This window comes from Citrobacter sp. Cpo103 (genome assembly GCF_030332605.1).
Lineage (GTDB): Bacteria > Pseudomonadota > Gammaproteobacteria > Enterobacterales > Enterobacteriaceae > Citrobacter > Citrobacter portucalensis.
Genome location: NZ_JAOWHO010000023.1, coordinates 52993 through 77047, shown reverse-complemented (window position 1 = coordinate 77047; position 24055 = coordinate 52993). Strand labels below are relative to the sequence as shown.

Sequence of the window (24055 nt, the reverse complement as noted above, 5' to 3'; positions counted from 1 at the left end):
AGCCGTTGAGAAAAGTCAGGTGCGATACGCCTTTTTCAGTGAATCCACCAGCACCTCGGAAGCGGTAGATAATTTATGATGCGCCGAACGCAAAACCCCGATCCGACGCTGGATCACCGGCGTATCCAGATCGATACAGGTTGCGCCTAACTCTGTCATTTGCGTGCGGCATAGTGCAGGTACGGCGCTACCGCCCAGGCCGTTAGCCACCAGGCGGCCAACGGTCACCAGCTGATGGCTCTCCAGCGCTACTTCCAGAGTATGTCCGCTTTGCACCAGTTGTTCTTCCAGCATCAGCCGCACGGCGGACGGGCGTTGCAGGGTGATAAAATCCAGCGTCAGCAGTTCGCGCCACGCAATACGATCCCTGTCTGCCAGTCGACAGGTTGGCGGCACAATCGCGATAAAACGATCCACACCGAGCGGCGTGAAATGCAGATGTCCCGAATAGTCCGGCTCGAAGGCTATGCCCATCTCGACCCGCCCTTCACTGACCATTTCAATCACGTGTTCATTGATCACATCATGAACCGTTACGTTGATACCGGAATAAGAATCACGAAATGTTTTCAGTACCGATGGCAGGACGTTAGCGGCAAATGAGGGCATGGCGGCAATCGATATTTTACCGCGCTGCAGCGTAAAGCGCTGGCGCATGGCTTCTTCCGTATTCTCCCAGTCCGCCAGCAGCTGTCGCCCCATATTCAGCAGCGTTTCTCCCTCCTGCGTCAGGGTCACTTTGCGGGTCGTTCTTAACAGTAACGCCCCACCCAGCGAATCCTCCAGTCCTTTAATCGCCAGGCTTAACGCGGGTTGCGACATATTCAGTCTTTCGCTGGCATGAGCAAAATTCAGAGTGTGAGCTACCGCTAAAAACGCGCGTAACTGTTTGATGCTCATTCCCATTTCGCATTCCTTTAACTTGTTGAATACCTTTAATTAACATTAAATTGATAAAAAAACCCAATGAGTGAGTCACAAATTTAAAATTAACAAATCATTTTTCACCCCCAATGATGTCGGCAAGGACAACTTGGGAGGCAAGTGTATGGCTGGACTGGATAAACGTGTTGCCACTTATCAAGAGGCGCTGGAGGGACTGACCGACAACATGACGCTGCTGGCGGGCGGTTTTGGTTTATGTGGGATCCCTGAAAACCTGATTACCGAAGTCCGCCGTCGGGAGGTTCAGGGACTTACCGTTGTGTCTAACAACTGTGGTGTGGATGGCTTTGGTCTTGGCGTGCTGCTGGAAACGCGTCAGGTGCGCAAAGTGGTCGCGTCCTATGTAGGGGAAAACGCCCTGTTTGAGAAACAGGTGCTTAGCGGCGAACTGGAAGCCATCCTGACGCCGCAGGGTACGCTGGCAGAGCAGTTGCGCGCGGGCGGCGCGGGGATCCCTGCATTTTTTACCGCGACCGGATATGGAACTCCCGTGGCGGAAGGTAAAGAGGTTCGCGAGTTTGCCGGACGCCCTTACATTCTTGAGCAGGCGATAACCGGCGATTTTGCATTGGTTAAAGGCTGGAAAGCCGACTGGTACGGCAACGTCATCTATCGCCACACCGCACAGAACTTTAATCCGCTGATGGCCGCCGCCGGGCGCATTACCGTCGTGGAAGTTGAAGAGATTGTCCCTCCCGGAGAACTGGACCCTGCGGCGATTCACACTCCCGGAATTTTCGTTAACCGCATTATTCAGGGGCAGTTTGAAAAACGTATTGAACAACGCACCCTGCGCCAGAAAGGAGCCTGACCATGTTAACGCGTGAACAAATGGCGATGCGCGTCGCCCGCGAGCTGCGCGACGGTTATTACGTCAACCTTGGGATCGGTATTCCCACGCTGGTGGCAAATTACATCCCTGATGGCATGGACGTGATGCTGCAATCAGAAAACGGTTTGCTGGGTATGGGCCCGTTTCCCACAGAAGACGAAATTGATGCCGACATGATCAACGCCGGGAAACAGACAGTGACGGCGCGCAAAGGCGCGGCGATTTTCGACTCAGCGCAATCCTTCGCCATGATCCGCGGCGGCCACGTTGATCTGACGGTGCTCGGTGCGTTTGAAGTCGATGTTAACGGCAATATCGCCTCTTGGATGATCCCCGGAAAAATGGTGAAAGGCATGGGCGGCGCGATGGACCTGGTTGCCGGAGCCGACAATATCATCGTGGTAATGACCCATGCTTCCAAAAGCGGTGAGTCGAAACTGCTTCCCGCCTGCACCCTGCCGCTGACCGGCGTGGCCTGCATCAAACGCGTGCTTACCGACCTGGCTCTGCTGGAAATTGCCAACGGTGCATTCATTCTGCGTGAACGTGCACCGGGCATCAGCGTGGATGAGATTGTCGCCAGAACCGCCGGTAATCTCATCGTTCCCGAAAATGTCCCAGAAATGCAATTTAGCTGAGGAGCTGACCATGCAGGATGTTGTCATTGTCGCGGCAACGCGCACCCCGATTGGCAGTTTTCATGGCGCGCTGGCACCACTTTCCGCGGTTGAGCTTGGTTCAGTGGTGATCCGTTCGCTGCTGGAAAAAACGGCTGTGGAACCCGAGCAAATTGATGAGGTGATCTTAGGTCAGGTTCTGGCCGCGGGCTGCGGTCAGAATCCGGCCAGACAAACGGCGTTACGCGCAGGTCTGCCAGTCACCACGCCCGCGCTAACCATTAATCTGGTGTGTGGTTCGGGTCTGAAGGCGGTGCATCAGGCGGTACAGGCGATTCGCTGTGGCGATGCGCAAATCGTGATTGCCGGAGGCCAGGAGAGCATGAGTAATGCGCCCTATTTTCTCGACGGGGCGCGGGCCGGTCTGCGGTTGGGTCATGCCAGCATGAAAGACAGCGTGGTGCATGACGGTCTGTGGGATGCGTTCAACGACTATCACATGGGAATTACTGCCGAAAATCTGGCGGATAAGTTTGTTATCAGCCGTGAGCAGCAGGATGCTTTTGCCCTGCGCTCCCAGCAAAAAGCCGCCGCCGCCATTGAAGCGGGTCGTTTTAGCGCGGAAATCACGCCGGTTAGCGTCCCGCAGGGCAAAAAACCGCCACGTGTGGTGGATCGTGACGAACAGCCTCGCCCGGATACTCAGGCCGACAAGCTGGCGCAACTTAAACCAGCATTTCGTCCAGGTAACGGTACGGTGACCGCCGGAAATGCCTCATCCATCAATGATGGTGCCGCCGCGGTGATGTTGATGAGCGCAGCCAAAGCCGCAGAACTCAATTTGCCGGTGCTTGCCCGGGTGGCAGGCTACGCGGTTTCTGGCGTCGATCCCGCCATTATGGGGATTGGGCCGGTAGAAGCATCACTCCAGTGCCTGAAACGTGCTGGCTGGACGCTGAATGACGTGGATCTTATCGAAGCCAACGAAGCATTTGCCGCACAAGCGCTGGCGGTTGGCGAATCCCTGAACTGGGACAGCAACCGGGTGAACGTGAACGGCGGCGCAATTGCGCTAGGGCACCCGATTGGCGCATCAGGTTGCCGGATTCTGGTAACACTGCTGCACGAAATGGCTCGCAGCAACGCCGCAAAAGGGCTGGCTACGTTGTGCGTGGGCGGCGGTCAAGGTGTGGCGCTGGCAGTAGAGCGTTCACAGGAGGTATCTCATGCATAGTAAACCTATCTGCGTCCTGGGGGCGGGTTTAATGGGCGTCGGCATTGCTACCCACTTCGCCCGTTATGGTCACGATGTCTGGTTATACGATACCGATAGCAGCCGAATTGCAGAAATAAGCGGGGTTGCCGGCGGTATCCTGGATGAGCTGATAGCCACCGACCAATTTGCCATTGGTGAAAAAACGACGGTCGTGTCTCGCCTGCACGGCACGACCTCGCTACAGGATATTGCCGCATGCCGGTTACTGATTGAAGCGATCCCGGAGCGGCTCGAACTCAAACATGCACTGTATGCCCAACTGGAAGAGCTGATCGCGCCGGAGGCCGTTATTGCCAGTAACACCAGCGGCCTGCCGCCGGATGCACTGGCGGAAAAGCTCGCCCATCCTGAACGGTTGCTGATAGCCCATTTCTGGCACCCGCCTCATTTTATTCCGCTGGTCGAAATTGTGCCTGGCACCGCAACGAAGCCGGAATATCTCCATGAATTACAACAAATGCTGATCGCGATGCAACTTGAGGCGGTGGTGCTCGACCGCGCTGCCCCAGGGTTTGTCGGCAACCGACTACAGTTTGCCCTGCTACGCGAAGCGCTACATATCGTTAAAAGCGGCATCGCCAGCGCAGAAGTGGTTGATCAGGTGATGCGCGCCTCGCTCGGACGTCGCTATGCAATGGTCGGTCCGCTGGAGGCTGCTGATATGACTGGGCTTTCTACGGTGCAGGACATTTGTCGGCATCTGCTTCCGGAACTGGCAACCGGCAGCGACATGATGTCGCTGGTCGCTGACAAGGTTGCCAACGGTGATACCGGTTTACGCAGCGGTCAGGGATTTTATCGCTGGGATGATTCGCGCAAGGAGTACATCCAGCAACGCAGAGAGCATCAGCTGCGTTTTGCTCTGAAACCATAACGTCTCTTTCTGTACCCCAATATAATAATAAGGAGTCATGATGAGTGTATTAATCGCCCTGGCAGCGCTGGGCCTGCTGATGCTGGCAGCCTATCGCGGATACAGCGTCATTCTGTTTGCCCCCATCGCGGCATTAGGTGCTGTATTGCTTACCGAACCCAGCGCCGTCGGCCCTGCCTTCACCGGCCTGTTTATGGAAAAAATGGTCGGTTTTGTGAAGCTGTACTTCCCGGTGTTCCTGCTGGGGGCAGTGTTTGGCAAGTTAATCGAGTTATCTGGATTTTCACGTTCCATTGTTGCCGCCGCTATCAACATCCTCGGTCGTCGTCATGCCATCCCGGTGATTGTGCTGGTATGTGCGCTGTTGACCTACGGCGGCGTATCGCTGTTTGTGGTGGCCTTTGCGGTGTATCCGTTCGCGGCTGAACTGTTCCGTCAGAGCAATATTCCTAAACGCCTGATCCCGGCAACCGTTGCGCTGGGTGCCTTCTCCTTCACCATGGATGCCCTGCCAGGCACACCGCAGATCCAGAACATTATTCCGACCAGTTTCTTCGGTACCAACGCCTGGGCCGCGCCGTGGCTGGGTTTGATAGGTTCCGTATTTATCATCGTTGTTGGTCTGGTTTATCTCGAACGTCAGCGTCGTAAAGCACAGGCTAAGAATGAGGGTTATGGCACTGAACTGTTAAACGAGCCGGAAACGCCGGATAACATTAATCTGCCGAACCCGATCATCGCGATCTCTCCGCTGATCCTGGTTGGGGTATTTAACCTGCTGTTTACCCGCTGGATCCCACAATGGTATGGCGCCACGCATCAGCTTGAACTTCCGGGCCTTGCCAAGCCGATTACCACCGAAGTCGGTAAAATCACCGCTATCTGGGCAGTGGAAGCGGCGCTGATTTCTGGGATCCTGCTGGTGGTGCTCTTCGGCTACCGCAACATTAAAGGTCGCCTGGCGGAAGGCAGCAGAACGGCGGTTGGCGGTGCGATCCTTGCGGCGATGAATACCGCGTCAGAGTACGGTTTTGGCGCAGTGATCGCCGCCCTGCCAGGTTTCCTTGTACTGTCAAAAGCACTGGCGGCTATTCCTGACCCGCTGCTCAATGAAGCTATCAGTATCACTACGCTCGCCGGGATCACCGGTTCGGCGTCTGGCGGGATGAGTATTGCCCTTGCCGCCATGTCTGACACCTTTATCGCGGCCGCTCACGCTGCCAATATCCCACTTGAAGTCTTCCACCGCGTGGCGTCTATGGCCAGCGGCGGTATGGACACCCTGCCGCATAACGGCGCGGTCATTACCTTATTGGCTATCACCGGTCTCAGCCATCGTCAGGCGTATGGCGGAATTTTCGCTATTACCGTCATTAAAAGTCTGGCCGTACTGTTTGTCATCGGCGTCTTCTACACTACCGGAATTGTTTAAGGAGAATCATCATGAACTTAACGGGAAAAACCGCTCTGGTTACCGGCTCGACCAGCGGTATCGGATTAGGTATCGCACAGGTGCTGGCGCAAGCGGGCGCTACCCTGATCCTTAACGGGTTTGGTGATGTGGATGCCGCTAAAGACGCTGTTGCGCAATATGGCAAAACGCCAGGTTATCATGGCGCGGATCTGAGCGATGAAGCGCAAATTGCCGACATGATGCGCTATGCCGAGAGCGAATTCGGCGGTGTTGATATTCTGGTCAACAATGCGGGGATCCAGCATGTATCCCCGGTGGAAACCTTCCCGATTGATAAATGGAACGCGATTATCGCTATTAATCTCTCTTCCGTTTTTCACACCACGCGTCTGGCGCTTCCTGGTATGCGCGCGCGAAACTGGGGGCGCATCATTAATATCGCTTCTGTTCACGGCCTGGTGGCTTCAAAAGAGAAATCTGCCTACGTAGCGGCGAAGCACGGCGTGGTGGGATTCACCAAGACTATCGCACTGGAAACCGCGCAGACGGGTGTCACCTGTAATGCACTGTGTCCCGGCTGGGTGCTCACGCCGCTGGTTCAGCAACAGATCGATAAGCGTATTGCCGAAGGCGCAGAGCCTGAGGCTGCGCGTGACGCCCTGCTGGCGGAAAAGCAGCCGTCGCGTGAATTCGTTACCCCAAAGCAGTTAGGGAATCTTGCGTTATTCTTATGTTCAGACGGTGCGGCGCAGGTGCGCGGCGCGGCGTGGAATATGGATGGCGGTTGGGTAGCGCAATAACATCATCAGGTGCCGGATAAGACTGACTTACATCCGGCACAGTCGTAGGCCGGATAAGACGCAGTCGCATCCGGCACGCCACGATTAAGACTTCAGCTGATAATCCAGCGTAATTTCCGCGTTCAGTACCTGCGATACCGGGCATCCGGCTTTTGCTTTCTGGATGATGCCGTCAAACGTGGCGGCGTCTATCCCCGGCACGCTCACCTGGCTATGCAACGCGACTTTAGTGATCGCAAACCCGGCATCTACTTTATCCAGAGAAACATCGGCAGTGGTATCAATGGCATCTGGGGTAAACCCCGCTTCGCCCAGCATCAGCGAAAGCGCCATCGAGAAACAGGCTGCATGGGCCGCGCCAATCAATTCTTCAGGATTGGTGCCTTTCTCACCTTCAAACCGTGTATTAAACCCATACGGTTGCTGATTCAACACGCCACTTTCGGTCGACACAGTGCCTTTGCCGCGCTTAATGTCGCCTTCCCAGTGTGCCTGACCTTTCTTATGGATAGTCATTACCGCTCTCCTGTGTTGTCGTCGGAGTTACTAGTATAGGACGCCCGGGAAAAAGCATGTTACATACGGGATAGTTCTCATTTGCCGCTTAAGCATTGACCTTTCAGATAAAATGACCGACCATCCAGAAAGCCGTTATGTTGAACATCGGCTTTATATCAGGTTGTATTTCGTCCGTTCTCATACGGGCTCGCCCTTGAAACCAGTAACAGGATTAAGGAGTTAGAATGAAATCGAACCGTCAGGCCCGTCATATTCTCGGACTGGACCACAAAATCTCAAATCAACGTAAAATCGTGACCGAAGGTGACAAAACCAACGTGGTCAATAATCCTACTGGAAGAAAGCGCCGCACTGACGGCAAGTAGCCTTTCGCACGTCTGACTGAGTAACGAGATAAACACCATTGCAACCGCAGTGGTGTTTTTGCTTATAAAACCCCTTAACCCATTCACAATGCTTTATACTTCGCCCGTTTCCCTGGCGGACAGGCCACATACGATCATAAAGAGCGCCAGGGACGGTTATTCAAAAAAGAGTGAGTGACATGGAAAACGAAACCAAAAAACTGCGTTCCCTTTACATCCCCTACGCTGGCCCTGTACTGCTGGAATTCCCTTTACTGAATAAAGGGAGCGCCTTCAGTGTGGAAGAACGCCGTAACTTCAACCTGCTGGGGTTACTGCCGGAAGTGGTCGAGACGATTGAGGAACAGGCTGAACGCGCCTGGATCCAATATCAGGGATTCAAAACCGAAATCGACAAACATATTTACCTGCGCAACATCCAGGACACCAACGAAACCCTGTTTTACCGACTGGTGCATAATCACCTGGATGAGATGATGCCAGTTATCTATACCCCAACGGTCGGCGCGGCCTGTGAGCGTTTCTCTGAGATTTATCGTCGTGCGCGCGGCGTGTTTATCTCTTATCAGAACCGCCACAATATGGACGATATCCTGCAAAACGTCCCTAACCACAACATCAAGGTCATCGTTGTCACCGATGGCGAACGTATTTTAGGTCTTGGCGATCAGGGGATCGGCGGGATGGGCATTCCAATCGGTAAACTGTCGCTGTATACCGCATGTGGCGGAATTAGCCCGGCCTATACTCTTCCGGTGGTACTGGACGTGGGGACCAACAACCAGCAACTGCTGAACGATCCGCTGTATATGGGCTGGCGCAATCCGCGTATCACTGATGATGAATACTACGAATTTGTTGATGAATTCATCCAGGCCGTGAAGCATCGCTGGCCGGACGTGCTGTTGCAGTTTGAAGATTTCGCCCAGAAAAACGCCATGCCGCTGCTGACCCGTTATCGTGATGAAATTTGCTCGTTTAACGACGATATTCAGGGCACCGCGGCGGTTACCGTCGGTACGCTGATTGCGGCTAGCCGCGCGGCCGGTAGCCAGTTGAGCGAACAGAACATCGTCTTCCTCGGTGCGGGTTCCGCCGGTTGCGGGATTGCCGAGCAGATCATTGCGCAGATCCAGCGTGAAGGTTTAAGCGAAGAAGCGGCGCGTCAACGCGTATTCATGGTCGATCGCTTCGGCCTGTTAACAGACAAAATGCCGAACCTGCTCTCCTTCCAGACCAAACTGGTGCAAAAACGCGAAAATCTCCAGCACTGGGATACACAAGAAGATGTGCTGTCGTTGCTCGACGTGGTCCGCAACGTTAAACCTGACATCCTGATCGGCGTTTCCGGACAAACCGGCCTGTTTACCGAAGAGATCATCCGCGAAATGCACAAGCATTGTCCGCGTCCGATCGTCATGCCGTTGTCTAATCCCACTTCCCGTGTTGAAGCTACGCCACAGGATATTATCGCCTGGACCGAAGGTAACGCGCTGGTTGCGACCGGTAGTCCGTTCGCACCGGTACTGTGGAAAGATAAAATTTACCCAATCGCCCAGTGTAACAACGCCTATATCTTCCCGGGTATTGGTCTGGGTGTGATTGCGTCTGGCGCGTCGCGCATCACTGATGAAATGCTGATGTCGGCGAGTGAAACGCTGGCACAGTATTCACCGTTGGTGCTCAACGGCGAAGGCCTGGTGCTACCGGAACTGAAAGATATTCAGACCGTTTCTCGCGCCATTGCCTTTGCCGTCGGTAAAATGGCGCAGCAGCAAAGTGTGGCGGTGAAAACCTCCGCCGAAGCGCTGCAACAGGCGATTGACGATAATTTCTGGCAAGCAGAATATCGCGACTACCGTCGTACCTCTATCTGACGCTTTGCCCGGCGGCAAACTGCTGCCGGGCGTTCAACACTTGCGCTTTTGCGCAACTTACGATTACACTTTCACCACCGATTAACATTCTGAAAAACAAAAGGAGGATACTTATGCTGTACTGTGAACGTTTTATCGTTTCACATGCTTTTGGCGATCGCCAGTGCTCAAGCGTTATCGGTATCGTGCTGCGATAACTTCCGCTTGAGCGAAGCTAACTTCTAAATCCCCTTCTCTCGGGCTTACCGGGTTATCGTCAGCGATGTTTGACGAGGCGTTTTTTCGCCTGTAACTCTTGAGTAAGCAACAATGAGCACATTACTAACCGCACAATCCTTACACGTTGATACGGCATTCGGCACGCTATTCGACGATCTTTCCTTTACCCTGAAAAAAGGCGACCGCATCGGGCTTATCGGTTACAACGGCTGCGGCAAAAGCACGCTGTTAAAACTGCTCGATGGCACGATCTCGCCCACCAGTGGGGCAATCGCGCAGGCGAATCACTGCCATCTCGCGCGTGTAGAACAACATCTACCTGACGATATACTGCCTCTTACGCTGCAGGAAGCCGTTCTCGCTCAACTTCCCGAGCATGAACGCGCAGCTCAGCAGTGGCGAGTTGAAGCACTGCTTGCCGAAATGGGTTTTACGCCAGAGAATTTATCTCTTACAGCGCAAACGTTGAGCGGTGGCCAGCACACGCGCTTGCTATTAGCGCGGGCACTGATGCGTAATCCTGACCTGCTGCTGCTGGATGAGCCGGGTAACCACCTGGATTTGCCTACATTACTGTGGCTTGAGCAGTTCTTACAGAACTGGTCTGGCAGTTTTGTGGTGGTCTCCCACGACCCGCAACTGCTGGATGCGGTGACTCACGGAACCTGGATCTTGCGCGATCGCACCCTCCATGCGTTTGATCTACCCTGTAGTGCAGCGCGTCAGGCTCTGGCAGAAAGAGATGTCAGCGATGCTCTGCGCCACAAGGCTGAGCAAAAAGAAATAGACCGGGTGACTGCCAGCGCCAAACGGCTGGCAACCTGGGGGCGGGTCTACGACAACGAAGATCTCTCCCGCAAGGCCAAGCAGATGGAAAAACAGGTACAGCGCCTGAAAGAGGTACAAACAGAAGTGACGTCAGGAAGTCAGTGGGCACTAACATTGCAGGGTGATGCCCTGCGTGCAGATCGTTTGCTGGAGATGACCAATCTGTCTGTAGCCCCTGCTCCTGGTGCAGATACACTGTTTTCCATTGCCGGTATCCGGTTAAAAAGCGGCGATCGCGTGGCGATTGTCGGGCGTAACGGTTGCGGGAAATCATCGCTGTTAAGGCTTATCTGGCAACAGTTCCAGGCACAGATAGCATCAACTTCACTGGTGTTACACCCGCGCGTTACGCTGGGTTATTACGACCAGACGCTGCATCAGCTTGCCGATAACGATTCATTGTTTGACGCGCTGGAAGCGTTTGCCCCGCAGCCAGAGATTCGCAAGATGGCGCTGATTAGCGCAGGATTTCCGTGGGTTCGTCATGCGCAGCGGGTCAGTACATTAAGCGGCGGTGAGCGCTCCCGGCTACTGTTTGTTGGGCTGACGCTTGCGCGCTACAGTCTGCTGATGCTTGATGAACCGACCAACCATCTGGATATGGAAGGCAAAGAGGCGCTGGCAGAAACGCTACAAAGATATAACGGCGGCGTGTTGCTGGTCAGTCACGACCGGCAGCTTATCAGCCAAAGCTGTAATCGGTTCTGGTTAATCGACAATGGCGAACTCAGTGAATGGCACGATCTGGAGGCGGTCAATGCGCGTATTCGGGAAACGTCCGCGGAGATAACCGTTCCCAAAACGGCGGTCGTAGAGAAAACTGAAATAAGCGGTGACAGCGATAGATTGCTGGAACAACTTCTCGATCTTGAGCAGCGTCTGGCCGACGATCTCGCCCGCAAGCCGAAACATCAAAAACCGTTGTTACAGGCGCAATGGCGCAAGGAGATAGAGGAGATAACGGCGAAACTCTGATAGCAACGCCCGGTGGCGCGACGCTTACCGGGCCTACAAAAACGTAGGCCGGATAAGCGCAAGCGCCATCCGGCAATGCGTTATTGCTGCGGTTTTTTCTCTTTCCAGGCATCCCAGGCCTGTTTGATCTCTTGCTTTGCCGTAGCGGCATCATTGAAACCGTTTAATTCGACCTTCTTGCGCCCTTCCGGCAGATCTTTGTACACGCGGAAGAAAGATTCCAGACGTTGAACTTCAATCTTGGGCAGATCGCTTAACTCTTTGATGTCGTCATAAGTGGGGTCAATTTTACTGGCCGGAACAGCGACAATTTTGTCGTCCTTTTCACCGCCGTCGATCATCTTCAGTACGCCAATAGCGCGCAGCTTAATCAACGTTCCCGGAGCAAGCGGCGCACGGGTATAAAAAATGACATCCAGCGGGTCGCCGTCACCGGCTAAAGACTGGGTGAGTGAACCGTAGTTGGCGGGATAGGCAACCGGCATTGACTGGAAGCGATCGGCAACGATAAAACCGGTTTTGGCGTCGGTTTCATATTTAATCATTCCGCCTGCCGGGATTTCGGTTACGGCATAAAACTCTTCCGGGTTGTTCTCCGGCTGAGGAAATTCGAGGATGTTCTGCGCCTGAGCTGAAGCACAAAGAAACACGCTGACAGCGAGTAATTTTTTCACCAGATGCATTGTCTTTTAACTCTTCTATTATCGGAAAGACAACACCTTACGTTCAGCAGATGACAGAAACATGACGTTTTTTTGGCAAAAAAATGGCGCTACCGATGTAGCGCCATTGCGTAGAGGGAACATCAGGGATTAGTTAACCCCCTCCTCGCTCTCTTTTTTCGCTTCTTGTCTTTCAACTTCGCGATACCAACGCGGGTGATGTTTCTTCGCCCAGCGACGGCTCACTTTCCCTTCAACCATGCCTTTAATCGATCCTTTCACCCAGAATGCCATATACATATGGATGAGGATGGCGTGCATCAGGATAATCCCCGCAGCCGCATGGATCAGCAGGCTATAGCGCACGACCTGCATCGGGAAGAACTGCGCAAAGTACGGACGCCAGATAATGATACCGGTAATCAGCAGCACGAAAATCATGCTCATAATCGACCAGAACATCATTTTCTGCCCGGCGTTGTATTTGCCCACATCCGCCACTTTGTGTTCATTGCCTTTCAGTACTTCCACAATGTTTTTCAGCCACGGAATATCTTTCTTATCCGGGATGTTGTGGTGCACAAAGCGTACAAACATGAACATCAGCGCCACGAAGATCAGTATGCCGAAGAACGGATGCAAAATGCGTCCCATCTGCGGCGTACCGAAGGTTTGCGTCAGCCATTGCAGAGTCGGGAAGAAAAATGAAATCCCCGACAGCGCTACCAGGAAGAAGCAGATCACCACCGTCCAGTGACAGGCGCGGTCGATAAATTTCGTGCGCACAATCATTTTCGACTTACTCATGATGATCCTCCTCGTCGTCGTCCACTTCCTTATTCGGACCAATACCAATGTAGTGGTAAATCAGTCCGGCGAAGGTGGCGATAAATCCGGCAGCGGCCAGCGGCTTCAGCGCCCCTTTCCACAGATTGATAGAGGTATCTATCTGCGGGTCTTTTGGCAGACCGTGATACAGTTCAGGCTGGTTGGCATGATGCAGAACGTACATGACGTGCGTGCCGCCCACACCTTCCGGGTTGTAAAGACCGGCATGTTCAAAACCGCGTGCTTTCAGTTTTGCCACACGCTGTTCGCCCATTTCCAGCATTTCCTGCTTGGTGCCGAAATGTATTGCCCCGGTCGGACACGTTTTCACGCAGGCAGGTTCCTGCCCGACGCTGACTCGGTCCACACACAGCGTACATTTATACACGCGGTTATCCTCTTTATTGAGGCGCGGAATATTAAATGGACACCCGGCAATACAGTAGCCGCAGCCGATGCAGTGCTCTGACTGGAAATCGACAATCCCGTTGGCGTACTGGATGATGGCCCCGGCAGACGGGCACGCCTTCAGGCAGCCCGGATCTTCACAGTGCATACAGCCGTCTTTACGAATCAACCACTCCAGCTTGCCGTTCTGTTCGGTTTCGGTAAACCGCATCACCGTCCAGGACTTGGCGCTGAGATCGGCGGGGTTGTCATACACCCCGACGCAGTGGCCAACTTCATCGCGGATATCGTTCCACTCTGAGCATGCCACCTGACAGGCCTTACAACCTATACAGGTGGAAACGTCGATCAGCTTCGCGACTTCTGCTTTGTAATCACGGGCCTGAGGCGGCGGCGTGATGGAGTTTGTTGCGGACCGTTTGATGATGTCCTGCGTTTCCATAGACATATGTTCGCCTCCCTTACGCCTTCTCGATGTTAACTAAAAACGCTTTGTATTCCGGCGTTTGCGAGTTTGCATCACCGACATTCGGCGTCAGGGTGTTGGCGATAAAGCCTTTACGCGCGACTCCTTCAAAGCCCCAGTGGATTGGGATCCCAACCGTTTCAACCTGCTGACCGTTGACGTTCAGGGTACGCAGACGACGAGTGACCACGGCAACTGCGCGAATAAATCCACGCTTGCTGCTAACTTTGACGTGATCGCCGTTGTTGATCCCTTTCGCTGCCGCCAGCGTTTCGCTGATTTCCACAAACTGCTCTGGCTGGGCAATCGCATTCAGTAATGCGTGCTTGGTCCAGGTATGGAAATGTTCGGTTAGACGATAGGTCGTCCCGACGTACGGGAAGTCCTGTTTCGTGCCCATACGGAGTTTATCCGCTTCGTACAGACGTGCTGCCGGGTTGGAGATCACATTCGGGTGCAGCGGGTTAGTACCCAGCGGCGTTTCCATCGGCTCGTAGTGTTCCGGGAACGGACCTTCCGCCATCTTATCGATAGCAAACAGACGCCCCAGCCCTTCCGGCTGCATGATAAACGGATTGGTGCCACTGCCCGGTGCCGCGGTGTTGAAGTCCGGGATATCGTTCCCCGTCCACTTCGTACCGTTCCACTGGATAAGCATGCGTTTTGGATCCCACGGTTTACCCTGCGGATCCGCCGAAGCGCGGTTATACAGTACGCGACGGTTCAGCGGCCATGCCCAGGCCCAGCCCAGCGTATTACCGAGACCTGACGGGTCGGCGTTATCGCGGTTGGCCATCTGGTTGCCCTGCTCGGTCCAGCTACCGGTATAAATCCAGCAGGACGATGACGTAGAACCATCATCGCGCAGCAACGCAAAGCTGTTGAGCAACTGACCTTTTTTCGCAACCAGCACGCCGTTGGCATCATAGAGATCTTCCAGCGCATAGCCGTTGTTCTCTTTTGCCACTTCCTCGGAATGCGGTTCGTCCGGCTGCTTATAGTTCCAGCTCATTTTCAGAACGGGCTCTACAGCTTTACCGCCTTCAGTGCGATACATGTCGCGCAGACGATGGTAAATACCGGCCAGAATTTCGCCGTCGTTGCGGGCTTCACCCGGTGCGTCCTGACCTTTCCAGTGCCACTGTAGCCAGCGGCCGGAGTTGGCAATGGAGCCGTCCTCTTCTGCAAAGCAGGTCGATGGCAAACGGAAGACTTCGGTCTGAATCGATGCCGGATCGACGTCGTTTGATTCACCGTGGTTCTGCCAGAACGTTGAGGTTTCGGTCACCAGCGGATCGATAACCACCAGATACTTCAGTTTGCTCAGGCACTGCACCACTTTGTTTTTGTCCGGGAAGGACGCAACCGGGTTAAAGCCCTGACAGATGTAGCCGGTGACTTTCCCGCTATCCATCATGTTGAAGTATTTAATGACGTCGTAGGACTGATCCCACTTCGGCAGCCACTCAAAGCCCCAGTCATTTTCTTTCTGCGCTGCATTGCCGTAGAAAGATTTCATCAGGCTGACGAAGAACTTCGGATAGTTGCCCCAGTAGTTAACCTGATCGGCCAATGTCGCTTTTGGCGTGTTTGCGGCCAGATAGGTTTGCAGGTCTGTCTGTTTCTCTGACGGCAGCGTCAGGTAGCCCGGCAGGCTGGTAGAGAGCAGACCTAAGTCGGTTAACCCTTGAATGTTGGAGTGGCCGCGCAAGGCGTTGACCCCGCCACCTGCCATCCCCATGTTGCCGAGCAGCAACTGGATCATCGCCATGGTGCGGATGTTCTGTGCCCCGACGGTATGCTGAGTCCAACCCAGCGCGTACAGGAACGTGGTGGTGCGATCGGCTGCGCTGGTGGAAGCCAGCACTTCGCAGACTTTCAGGAAGTCTTCTTTCGGCGTACCACAAATGTTTTCCACCACATCCGGCGTGTAGCGGGAAACGTGCTGTTTTAACAGGTTCCAGACACAGCGAGGATGGCTTAACGTTTCATCGCGTTTCGCGTAGCCGTTTTCATCGAACTGGTAGTTCCAGGACGATTTATCGTATTGGCGTTTTTTCGCGTCATACCCGCTGAACAGACCGTCTTCAAAAGCATAGTCATCCCGCACCAGCAGGCTGGCGTTGGTGTAATGCTTAACGTATTCAGCGTTAATTTTGTTATTTTCAATCAGGTACAGCAAGACGCCGGACAGGAACGTAATGTCCGTGCCGGAACGAATTGGCGCATAGATATCCGCCACCGAAGCTGTACGTGTAAAACGAGGGTCAACAACAATCAGCGTGGCATCATTGTTGTTTTTGGCTTCCATCGCCCAGCGGAATCCCACCGGATGTGCTTCAGCGGCGTTACCGCCCATCACCATCACGACGTTAGCATTTTTGATATCAACCCAGTGGTTGGTCATCGCACCGCGACCAAATGTTGGAGCAAGACTTGCTACCGTTGGTCCGTGTCAGACGCGCGCCTGGTTGTCTACTGCCAGCATGCCGAGTGAGCGCACAAATTTTTGCGTCAGCATGCCGGTTTCATTACTTGCCGCAGAGGCACACAACATCCCGGTTGAAAGCCAGCGGTTTACCGTTACGCCCTGCTCATTCTTCTCAATAAAGTTGGCGTCACGGTCAGTTTTCATCAGCTTCGCGATACGGGTGAATGCTTCATCCCAGCTGATACGCTGCCATTTGTCGGAACCAGGAGCGCGATATTCCGGGTAACGCAGACGGTTTTCACTGTGCACGTAATCCAGTAATCCTGCGCCCTTAGGACATAATGCCCCGCGGCTCACCGGATGATCCGGATCCCCTTCAATATGGTAAATCGACTCTTTGGCGTTTTTTGCTCCATCTCCCAGGCTATACATTAATAGCCCACAACCTACGGAACAGTATGTGCAGGTGTTTCGGATCTCTTTGGCGCGTAACAGCTTATAGTTTCGCGCCTGAGCCAGTGCCATTTTGGGTGCAAAACCCAAAGCGGCTACTGTTGTTCCCGCCATACCGCCCGCGCAGATTTTAAAAAATTGTCTGCGGCTGACGTCCATTGCTTTCCTCTTTTTTGCAGGGATTCGTACAGGACATCTCTCAAATCGCGCCAGCGCGGCATAATTGAAAGATGACATGTACAACTTCGCGACGAAACTATCAGCTATATCCATATTTTTTTTGCGTCAAATCAATAACGAAACGGTTCCGCTACTAAATAGTGCACTTTGTTTAACCTTTGTACCCATAAGGGAGTATGTGAAAAGCAATTAATTAGCGCGCTACGGTGTAAAGGTGCTATAAATTTCAGCTTAAATTTTTGCCAGTACCATGGACAGACAATCAGAATGACAAAACAAAAAGCAACGCTAATTGGGCTCATTGCCATTGTGCTCTGGAGTACGATGGTCGGACTCATGCGTGGGGTAAGTGAAGGACTGGGTCCTGCGGGCGGCGCAGCAATGATTTTTTCGTTAAGTGGCCTGTTGCTGATTTTTACCGTCGGCTTTCCGAATATAAGAAAGATTCCTGTGCGTTATTTAATCGCGGGTAGCGTGCTTTTTGTTACCTATGAAATATGTTTAGCGCTGGCTCTCGGTTATGCGGCTACTCGTCACCAGGCTATTGAAGTCGGTATGGTCAATTATCTCTGGCCGAGTTTAACGATATTGTTTGCTATTTTATTTAATGGTCAAAAAACAACCTGGCTGGTGATCCCTGGATTAATTATCGCATTGACCGGGGTTTGTTGGGTATTGGGTGGTGAAAACGGCCTTAATCCTGGTGAAATTATAAACAACGTTGCCAGCAGTCCGCTGAGCTATTTCCTTGCCTTTTTGGGCGCATTTATCTGGGCAACGTATTGCACGGTGACCAATAAATATGCAAAAGGCTTTAACGGCATTACGGTATTCGTTTTACTGACGGCCGCAAGTTTGTGGGTTTACTATTTTATGACTCCGCAACCAGAAATGATTTTCAGCACTTCGGTGACTATTAAAATGTTCTCAGCGGCATTAACGTTAGGATTTGCCTATGCGGCGTGGAATATTGGCATTTTGCATGGCAACGTGACCATCATGGCCGTAGGTTCCTATTTTACCCCAGTGCTCTCCTCCGCCCTGGCTGCTGTGTTACTCAGCGCCCCGTTGTCGCTATCTTTCTGGCAGGGGGCATTGATGGTTTGTGCGGGTTCGCTACTTTGCTGGTTGGCAACACGCCGCGCCTGAAAAAAATCCGGGTTTTATCGCGCAAATCTAAAACCCGGCTACACTGTAATCAAATTAATGAATAATAAATGTTCATTCCACTTGTGGTTTATGTTTATTTTTGTTTAATTTAATGTTAAATAATTGGTGATTAATCAACTCCCGAAAATATTGCATGCTTATCTATATTCCTCAGTATGTATATATTATACCTGCGTGACTAACGCCATTTAAACCATAGACGGCACAATAGTCCCCTACGTAAATATACCCATTCAGATTTGTCACATATAAAGATTAATACAATCAGCTATATTATGTAGATCTGGATCACACAAACTCAAATATTTCGCAATATTATGAAACTTATTATTGAACTTATACCACTGCGTCATTTAAAAATAGTTTGCCATTGACGAACCCCTTCGTTTAGCAATGGTTTAGGAAACACACCAAGAAAAAATTATAAGGATTATTTAGAATGAAACTTAAATTAGTTGCAGTGGCAGTGACTAGCCTGTTGGCGGCAGGTGCGGTAAACGCAGCTGAGGTATATAACAAAGACGCAAACAAACTGGATATCTACGGTAAAGTTCACGCTCAGCATTACTTCTCTGACGACACCAGCAGCGATGGCGACAAAACCTACGCACGTCTGGGCTTCAAAGGCGAAACTCAGATCAACGACCAACTGGTTGGTTTTGGTCAGTGGGAATATGAATTCAAAGGCAACCGTTCCGAAAGCCAGGGTTCCGAAGCAGACAAAACCCGTCTGGCATTCGCTGGCCTGAAATTCGCTGAATACGGTTCTTTCGACTACGGTCGTAACTACGGCGTAGCTTACGACATCGGCGCATGGACCGACGTCCTGCCTGAGTTTGGTGGTGATACCTGGACCCAGACCGACGTATTCATGACCCAGCGTGCTACCGGCGTTGCAACCTATCGTAACACCGACTTCTTCGGTCTGGTTGAAGGTCTGAACTTTGCTGCTCAGTACCAGGGCAAAAATGACCGTGACAACGACAAAGAAGCTAATGGCGACGGTTTCGGTCTGTCTTCTACTTACGAGTATGAAGGCTTCGGCGTAGGTGCTACCTATGCGAAATCTGACCGTACTGATTCCCAGAACAACCACAATGGTCTGTTCAAAGCTGACGGTAAGAACGCTGAAGTTTGGGCTGCTGGCCTGAAATATGATGCGAACAACATCTACCTGGCAACTACCTACTCTGAAACCCGTAACATGACTACCTTTGGTGGTACTGTTAACGGTAAGAAGATCAACGGTATTGCAAATAAAGCACAGAACTTTGAAGCTGTTGCTCAGTACCAGTTCGACTTTGGTCTGCGTCCGTCCGTTGCTTACCTGAAATCCAAAGGTAAAGACATTGCAGTATACGGCGACCAGGATCTGGTTGAATACGTAGACCTGGGTGCTACCTACTACTTCAACAAAAACATGTCTACCTTCGTTGATTATAAAATCAACCTGCTGGATGACAACAACTTCACTCGCGCTGCCGGCGTGAGCACCGACAACATCGTTGCTGTTGGTCTGAACTACCAGTTCTAATTTTGTTGTAGTCTGAATACAAAGCCAGTCCTTCCAGGGCTGGCTTTTTCTCTTAATGTAGACTCGGTCATAAGGAGTATGCCGTGCAGACATTCACTGGTCGTTGTCTTTGCGGACAGAGTCATTTTACCGTTGACGTCGAAATGCTGGATGTCTATGCCTGCCACTGTACGCTGTGTCAGAAATGGTCAGGCGGCATCGCCATGTATCTGGAAGCCAGCGCTCACCCGCTGATGTCGCCAGAATCGGCAGAACCTTCGCACTTCCCTTCTTCAAATCGTGGTGAACGGTTCTTCTGTTCCGGCTGCGGATGCCCACTGTGGTTTACGTTGACGGACAGCGATCGCTACTTTATTCCGTGGACACTTCTGGAACTTAATGAGGTAGATCGCCGCCGCCTGATATTAGCGGCAGAAATCTATACGGAAACACAGCCTGCGTTCTGGAGATTGACGGGGCAATACGCTCGACTGAGTGGGAAAGAAGTCGAAGAGATGGATTACCCCTGTCATTTAGCTCACTAGTTATTAACGTTGTACCTTTGCCAGACTGAACCACATTCCTATCGCTAATACGATAAGCATGCTGCCGGCGCTGCTTAATGCCACGCTATGTGACCAGGTGAACGCTTCTCTGGCAGCCGTCAGCAATGCTTCACTCAGTGACGGCGGGAGCGAGTGCGCCAGTTGTACCGCCTCCCCCATTGACGATGAGGCACGTTCCATTTCCTGCGCATTAAGTCCGGCTGGCGGCAGAATCGATGCAGAAAAGCTACGGCTCAGCAGTAAGCCAAAGATAGCGATCCCAAGTCCTGCCCCCAGTTCATAAGCCATTGTCTCGATGGCGCCAGCGGCCGCGGCTTTTTCCGCCGGCGCTGCTGCCATGATTGCCGCCGTTGAGGCCAGGAGCGCACTGGCGGCGCTAAAACCAAGCAAAGCCATCAAAATCCATGCTTGTACCTGTTGGCTACTGAAATCCGTCATCGCCAAACCGTAAAAGCTAACAGCGCTCAGCGCCATGCCCGCCGTTGCCACACAACGTAATCCCAGGCGTGAAACCAGCATACCGGCAATCGGTCCGCTGAAACCACTGGCCAGCATCACCGGCAGCATGAACAACCCTGCCTGATACGGTGTTAAACCGTGAACAAACTGTAGTTCCTGTGCCATCAGCAACTCGAAACCCACCAGCGTTATCATCGCGGTCATCGCCATCACTACGCCACTTAAGATAATGCGATGCGTGAACAGACGCATATCAATCATCGGGCGGGCTGCCGCAAGCTGGATACGGACAAACTGCCACAACAGTAAAGCGCCGGTTAACAGCGTCAGGGCGATGGCAACGGTCGCCGTATGCCCTTTTAGCGCGGTTTTGGCGCTGTAAACCAACAGCAGAATGGCAACAATCAGCATGATCGCATGACCAAAATTTAACGATTGATCGCGACGTCCGGCCTGGCGTGGCACTAAGCGTGCGGTTAAGGCCATTACCACCAGGACAATTGGCACATTAATTAAGAATACGGACCCCCAGTAGAAATGCTCCAGCAGCATCCCGCCAACCAGTGGACCAAACGCCGCACCGCCGGAACCGACCGCTGCCCAGACGCCGAGCGCCATATTACGATGCCGTTGCTCAGCGAACGTGGCGCGAATACCTGCCAGCGTTGCCGGAACAATCATCGCCGCGCCAATCGCCAATACTGCCCTGGTGGCTATCAGCCAGCTTGCGCTATGAGCAAAAGCGGCCGCCAGCGATGCGAGACCAAATAATCCACCGCCTAATAGCAGCAGACGTTTAAAGCCGATGCGATCCCCCAGCGCGCCCATTGGCAATACCATACCGGCCATTACCAGGGAATAAATATCAATGATCCACAGCAGCTCGTTACCACTGGCACCCAGCGTCATACTCAGCGTGGGCGCGGCAACGTGCAGCACCGTTGCATCAATCGCAACAGGGATGTAGACCAGCACAATAATGACTAACGTTAACCACTGACGAAACATAAAACTCCCTAACGAAACCAAAACTGGACATATGTCCAGCTTTAGCGATCCTACGGAAAATTGAACATATGTCCAACTTTTTGTTAGACTGCGATCTATACGGATACAGGAGGAATGATGAGCTATCTAAATCGGGATGAACGTCGGGAAGTGATTCTGCAAGCGGCAATGCGTGTCGCACTTGAAGAAGGATTTTCCGCCATGACGGTTCGACGCATTGCTGCTGAAGCTCACGTCGCGACGGGCCAGCTACATCACCATTTCGCCTCTGCCGGTGAGCTCAAATCCCAGGCATTTGTGCGCCTTATCCGCACCCTACTTGATGCCGAACTGGTCAGCGAAGACGCCAGTTTCCGTGAGCGACTGCATGCGATGCTAGGCAGTGAAGATGGTGGTCTGGAACCCTATATTAAGCTATGGCGTGAAGCACAGGTTGTTGCGGGTAAAGATCCGGAAATTAAAAGCGCCTATCTGTTGACCATGCGAATGTGGCACGAAGAAACCGCCAACATTATTACCCAAGGACAGAAAGCCGGTGAGTTCTCATCCACGCCTGATGCCGCCGACGTCGCATGGCGTTTAATCGCATTAGTCTGCGGCCTGGATGGTATGTACATATTAGGTATTGAGGAAATGGCCGATCCTGCATTCGATCGTCATCTTGATCGTATGATTACGCAGGAGTTATTTATTTGATGTAATAGATGAATTAACAATACATCTTTTATGCTTACAATTAGTAACACTTAAGCAACGTGTAATTCTCCTATCACGCCGCGTTATTGCACTTTTTTATCTATTCTTTCAGTCAATATTCCTAAAACTTTTCAATAGTTTCTAAAAAGAAGCCGCGCGGCGCTGCATGCGTTTATTTCTTTTTCATGAACGGCATGTGCATGGAGAATAATATGTCATCATCAAATGAGAAAAATAATCGTTATCTTTTAACGGACTGGAAACCAGAGAACCCCGGCTTTTGGGAAAATAAAGGCAAGCACATTGCGCGCAGAAATCTCTGGATATCAGTAAGTTGCCTGCTGCTTGCGTTCTGCGTCTGGATGTTGTTCAGCGCCGTTGCCGTAAATCTGAATAAAATTGGCTTTAATTTCACCACCGACCAACTGTTTTTATTAACGGCACTGCCTTCTCTTTCTGGTGCAATATTGCGCGTTCCCTACTCCTTTATGGTACCTATATTTGGTGGGCGTCGTTGGACCATTTTTAGTACGATTATTCTGGTTATTCCCTGTGTCTGGCTCGGATTTGCCGTGCAAAATACCACTACTCCGTTCGGTGTATTTATTATCATTGCGCTGATGTGTGGTTTTGCTGGCGCTAACTTTGCCTCCAGCATGGGCAATATCAGCTTTTTCTTCCCCAAAGCGAAGCAAGGTAGCGCATTAGGCGTTAACGGTGGTCTCGGCAACCTCGGCGTCAGCGTGATGCAGTTGATCGCGCCACTGGTGATCTTTCTGCCCATATTTACCTTTTTGGGCGTACAGGGCGTACCACAAGCTGATGGCTCGTTATTGTCGCTGGCCAATGCCGCATGGATTTGGGTGCCGTTACTGCTGATAGCCACCGTGGCAGCGGGCATGGGAATGAACGACATTGCCAGCTCGAAGGCCTCAATTGCCTCCCAGTTACCGGTCCTCAAGCGTTTTCATCTGTGGTTATTAAGTCTGCTGTATCTCGCCACCTTCGGTTCATTTATCGGTTTTTCGGCAGGCTTTGCCATGCTGGCGAAAACCCAGTTCCCCGACGTGAATATCCTGCAACTGGCGTTCTTCGGCCCCTTCATCGGCGCGCTTGCACGATCGGCGGGCGGTGTTATCTCTGACAAGTTTGGTGGTGTACGTGTCACCTTAATTAACTTCATCTTTATGGCACTGTTCAGCGCCCTGCTGTTTCTCACTTTGCCCGGCTCGGGCGAAGGTAGCTTTATCGCGTTTTACCTGGTGTTTATGGGCTTGTTCCTGACCGCGGGTCTGGGTAGCGGTTCAACCTTCCAGATGATTGCGGTGATCTTTCGCAAAATCACAATTTATCGGGTGAAGCTGCATGGCGGTACTGAAGAGCAAGCTCAGCGGGAAGCGGTAACCGATACCGCAGCCGCCCTGGGATTTATCTCCGCCATTGGCGCTGTGGGGGGCTTCTTCATTCCTAAAGCGTTTGGCTCATCGCTGGCATTGACCGGCTCTCCTGTGGGTGCCATGAAAATATTCCTCGTGTTTTACATCGTCTGCGTGCTGGTGACCTGGTTGGTCTATGGCCGTAAATCACAAAAAAAATAACAAAATGGATACCGCAGGATCGGACATTTAGGTAGGCCGGATCAGGCCTGGCGTTCGATTCACCGTCGGCAATATT

At 52.4% G+C, this 24055-nt stretch carries 21 protein-coding genes; 14 read left to right on the top strand and 7 right to left on the bottom strand.

The window, feature by feature from the left end:
• Positions 1–15 precede the first annotated feature (15 nt).
• Complete coding sequence (locus OGX89_RS05935; protein WP_003020016.1) at positions 16–906, bottom strand: LysR family transcriptional regulator; 891 nt, start codon at positions 904–906, stop codon at positions 16–18.
• A 142-nt stretch (positions 907–1048) separates the two neighbouring features.
• Here OGX89_RS05935 and OGX89_RS05930 point away from each other — a divergent pair, with 142 nt between their 5' ends.
• From OGX89_RS05930 to OGX89_RS05905, 6 genes are read left to right on the top strand one after another with little or no spacing between them, the layout of a single operon-like run.
• Positions 1049–1756: a CoA transferase subunit A gene (locus tag OGX89_RS05930; protein WP_003020020.1), complete on the top strand. Its 708-nt coding sequence runs from the start codon at positions 1049–1051 to the stop codon at positions 1754–1756.
• A 2-nt stretch (positions 1757–1758) separates the two neighbouring features.
• Positions 1759–2415 carry a CoA transferase subunit B gene (locus OGX89_RS05925; RefSeq protein WP_063941979.1) on the top strand — a complete coding sequence of 219 codons (657 nt, stop codon included), beginning with the start codon at positions 1759–1761 and terminating at the stop codon, positions 2413–2415.
• 10 nt (positions 2416–2425) lie between these two features.
• Positions 2426–3628 carry an acetyl-CoA C-acetyltransferase gene (locus OGX89_RS05920; RefSeq protein WP_126957191.1) on the top strand — a complete coding sequence of 401 codons (1203 nt, stop codon included), beginning with the start codon at positions 2426–2428 and terminating at the stop codon, positions 3626–3628.
• A complete protein-coding gene (locus OGX89_RS05915) occupies positions 3621–4544 on the top strand; it encodes a 3-hydroxyacyl-CoA dehydrogenase family protein (RefSeq protein ID WP_003833002.1) in 924 nt (307 codons plus the stop codon). The genes OGX89_RS05920 and OGX89_RS05915 overlap by 8 nt, the downstream gene beginning before the upstream one ends.
• Before the next feature lie 37 nt (positions 4545–4581).
• Positions 4582–5976: a GntP family permease gene (locus tag OGX89_RS05910; RefSeq protein ID WP_196776256.1), complete on the top strand. Its 1395-nt coding sequence runs from the start codon at positions 4582–4584 to the stop codon at positions 5974–5976.
• Between the two features lie 11 nt (positions 5977–5987).
• A complete protein-coding gene (locus tag OGX89_RS05905) occupies positions 5988–6758 on the top strand; it encodes a 3-hydroxybutyrate dehydrogenase (RefSeq protein WP_257661977.1) in 771 nt (256 codons plus the stop codon).
• 84 nt (positions 6759–6842) lie between these two features.
• On the opposite strand, the gene osmC is transcribed toward OGX89_RS05905, so the two are convergent.
• Entirely contained in the window at positions 6843–7274 is a 432-nt protein-coding gene (osmC, locus tag OGX89_RS05900; protein WP_003833007.1) for a peroxiredoxin OsmC, read from the bottom strand.
• A 227-nt stretch (positions 7275–7501) separates the two neighbouring features.
• Between osmC and sra the strand changes: the two genes are divergently transcribed.
• The 3 genes from sra to OGX89_RS05885 all read left to right on the top strand — a co-directional run bounded on the left by sra (position 7502) and on the right by OGX89_RS05885 (position 11541).
• Entirely contained in the window at positions 7502–7642 is a 141-nt protein-coding gene (gene sra, locus OGX89_RS05895; RefSeq protein ID WP_003833009.1) for a stationary-phase-induced ribosome-associated protein, read from the top strand.
• A 179-nt stretch (positions 7643–7821) separates the two neighbouring features.
• Positions 7822–9519, top strand: coding sequence for a malate dehydrogenase (gene maeA / locus OGX89_RS05890; RefSeq protein WP_020996397.1), 1698 nt, complete (start codon positions 7822–7824; stop codon positions 9517–9519).
• Positions 9520–9828: 309 nt separating this feature from the next.
• Positions 9829–11541 carry an ABC-F family ATP-binding cassette domain-containing protein gene (locus OGX89_RS05885; protein WP_126957195.1) on the top strand — a complete coding sequence of 571 codons (1713 nt, stop codon included), beginning with the start codon at positions 9829–9831 and terminating at the stop codon, positions 11539–11541.
• Between the two features lie 80 nt (positions 11542–11621).
• Here OGX89_RS05885 and OGX89_RS05880 read toward each other — a convergent pair whose 3' ends face one another.
• From OGX89_RS05880 to fdnG, 4 genes are all read right to left on the bottom strand, one after another.
• The gene (locus OGX89_RS05880; RefSeq protein ID WP_003833020.1) at positions 11622–12224 is read right to left on the bottom strand and encodes an inorganic diphosphatase; all 603 of its coding nucleotides are present in this window, start codon (positions 12222–12224) and stop codon (positions 11622–11624) included.
• Between the two features lie 129 nt (positions 12225–12353).
• On the bottom strand, positions 12354–13010 hold the full coding sequence (fdnI, locus tag OGX89_RS05875) for a formate dehydrogenase-N subunit gamma (RefSeq protein WP_003020054.1): 657 nt from the start codon (positions 13008–13010) through the stop codon (positions 12354–12356).
• Complete coding sequence (gene fdnH / locus OGX89_RS05870) at positions 13003–13887, bottom strand: formate dehydrogenase N subunit beta (protein WP_003833024.1); 885 nt, start codon at positions 13885–13887, stop codon at positions 13003–13005. The genes fdnI and fdnH overlap by 8 nt, the downstream gene beginning before the upstream one ends.
• 13 nt (positions 13888–13900) lie before the next feature.
• The gene (gene fdnG / locus OGX89_RS05865) at positions 13901–16948 is read right to left on the bottom strand and encodes a formate dehydrogenase-N subunit alpha (RefSeq protein WP_126957197.1); all 3048 of its coding nucleotides are present in this window, start codon (positions 16946–16948) and stop codon (positions 13901–13903) included.
• 288 nt (positions 16949–17236) lie between these two features.
• Between fdnG and yddG the strand changes: the two genes are divergently transcribed.
• The 3 genes from yddG (at position 17237) to OGX89_RS05850 (ending at position 20197) form a co-directional block, all read left to right on the top strand.
• Complete coding sequence (yddG, locus tag OGX89_RS05860) at positions 17237–18118, top strand: aromatic amino acid efflux DMT transporter YddG (protein ID WP_063941986.1); 882 nt, start codon at positions 17237–17239, stop codon at positions 18116–18118.
• 460 nt (positions 18119–18578) lie between these two features.
• Positions 18579–19673 carry a porin OmpD gene (gene ompD / locus OGX89_RS05855; RefSeq protein ID WP_063941987.1) on the top strand — a complete coding sequence of 365 codons (1095 nt, stop codon included), beginning with the start codon at positions 18579–18581 and terminating at the stop codon, positions 19671–19673.
• Positions 19674–19756: 83 nt separating this feature from the next.
• Complete coding sequence (locus OGX89_RS05850; RefSeq protein ID WP_003833032.1) at positions 19757–20197, top strand: GFA family protein; 441 nt, start codon at positions 19757–19759, stop codon at positions 20195–20197.
• Positions 20198–20200: 3 nt separating this feature from the next.
• Here the strand turns inward: OGX89_RS05850 and OGX89_RS05845 are convergent, their stop codons facing one another.
• Complete coding sequence (locus OGX89_RS05845) at positions 20201–21685, bottom strand: MFS transporter (RefSeq protein WP_126957199.1); 1485 nt, start codon at positions 21683–21685, stop codon at positions 20201–20203.
• Between the two features lie 117 nt (positions 21686–21802).
• On the opposite strand from OGX89_RS05845, the gene OGX89_RS05840 reads away from it, so the two are divergent.
• Both OGX89_RS05840 and OGX89_RS05835 read left to right on the top strand, forming a co-directional pair.
• Entirely contained in the window at positions 21803–22381 is a 579-nt protein-coding gene (locus OGX89_RS05840; protein ID WP_003833036.1) for a TetR family transcriptional regulator, read from the top strand.
• Between the two features lie 212 nt (positions 22382–22593).
• Positions 22594–23979: a NarK family nitrate/nitrite MFS transporter gene (locus OGX89_RS05835; RefSeq protein ID WP_063940753.1), complete on the top strand. Its 1386-nt coding sequence runs from the start codon at positions 22594–22596 to the stop codon at positions 23977–23979.
• Positions 23980–24055 lie beyond the last annotated feature (76 nt).

Coding starts and splice junctions, on each gene's coding strand:
- OGX89_RS05935 (WP_003020016.1), bottom strand. CDS start 906: ATGGGAATGAGCATCAAACAGTTACGCGCGTTTTTAGCGGTAGCTCAC.
- OGX89_RS05930 (WP_003020020.1), top strand. CDS start 1,049: ATGGCTGGACTGGATAAACGTGTTGCCACTTATCAAGAGGCGCTGGAG.
- OGX89_RS05925 (WP_063941979.1), top strand. CDS start 1,759: ATGTTAACGCGTGAACAAATGGCGATGCGCGTCGCCCGCGAGCTGCGC.
- OGX89_RS05920 (WP_126957191.1), top strand. CDS start 2,426: ATGCAGGATGTTGTCATTGTCGCGGCAACGCGCACCCCGATTGGCAGT.
- OGX89_RS05915 (WP_003833002.1), top strand. CDS start 3,621: ATGCATAGTAAACCTATCTGCGTCCTGGGGGCGGGTTTAATGGGCGTC.
- OGX89_RS05910 (WP_196776256.1), top strand. CDS start 4,582: ATGATGAGTGTATTAATCGCCCTGGCAGCGCTGGGCCTGCTGATGCTG.
- OGX89_RS05905 (WP_257661977.1), top strand. CDS start 5,988: ATGAACTTAACGGGAAAAACCGCTCTGGTTACCGGCTCGACCAGCGGT.
- osmC (WP_003833007.1), bottom strand. CDS start 7,274: ATGACTATCCATAAGAAAGGTCAGGCACACTGGGAAGGCGACATTAAG.
- sra (WP_003833009.1), top strand. CDS start 7,502: ATGAAATCGAACCGTCAGGCCCGTCATATTCTCGGACTGGACCACAAA.
- maeA (WP_020996397.1), top strand. CDS start 7,822: ATGGAAAACGAAACCAAAAAACTGCGTTCCCTTTACATCCCCTACGCT.
- OGX89_RS05885 (WP_126957195.1), top strand. CDS start 9,829: ATGAGCACATTACTAACCGCACAATCCTTACACGTTGATACGGCATTC.
- OGX89_RS05880 (WP_003833020.1), bottom strand. CDS start 12,224: ATGCATCTGGTGAAAAAATTACTCGCTGTCAGCGTGTTTCTTTGTGCT.
- fdnI (WP_003020054.1), bottom strand. CDS start 13,010: ATGAGTAAGTCGAAAATGATTGTGCGCACGAAATTTATCGACCGCGCC.
- fdnH (WP_003833024.1), bottom strand. CDS start 13,887: ATGTCTATGGAAACGCAGGACATCATCAAACGGTCCGCAACAAACTCC.
- yddG (WP_063941986.1), top strand. CDS start 17,237: ATGACAAAACAAAAAGCAACGCTAATTGGGCTCATTGCCATTGTGCTC.
- ompD (WP_063941987.1), top strand. CDS start 18,579: ATGAAACTTAAATTAGTTGCAGTGGCAGTGACTAGCCTGTTGGCGGCA.
- OGX89_RS05845 (WP_126957199.1), bottom strand. CDS start 21,685: ATGTTTCGTCAGTGGTTAACGTTAGTCATTATTGTGCTGGTCTACATC.
- OGX89_RS05840 (WP_003833036.1), top strand. CDS start 21,803: ATGAGCTATCTAAATCGGGATGAACGTCGGGAAGTGATTCTGCAAGCG.
- OGX89_RS05835 (WP_063940753.1), top strand. CDS start 22,594: ATGTCATCATCAAATGAGAAAAATAATCGTTATCTTTTAACGGACTGG.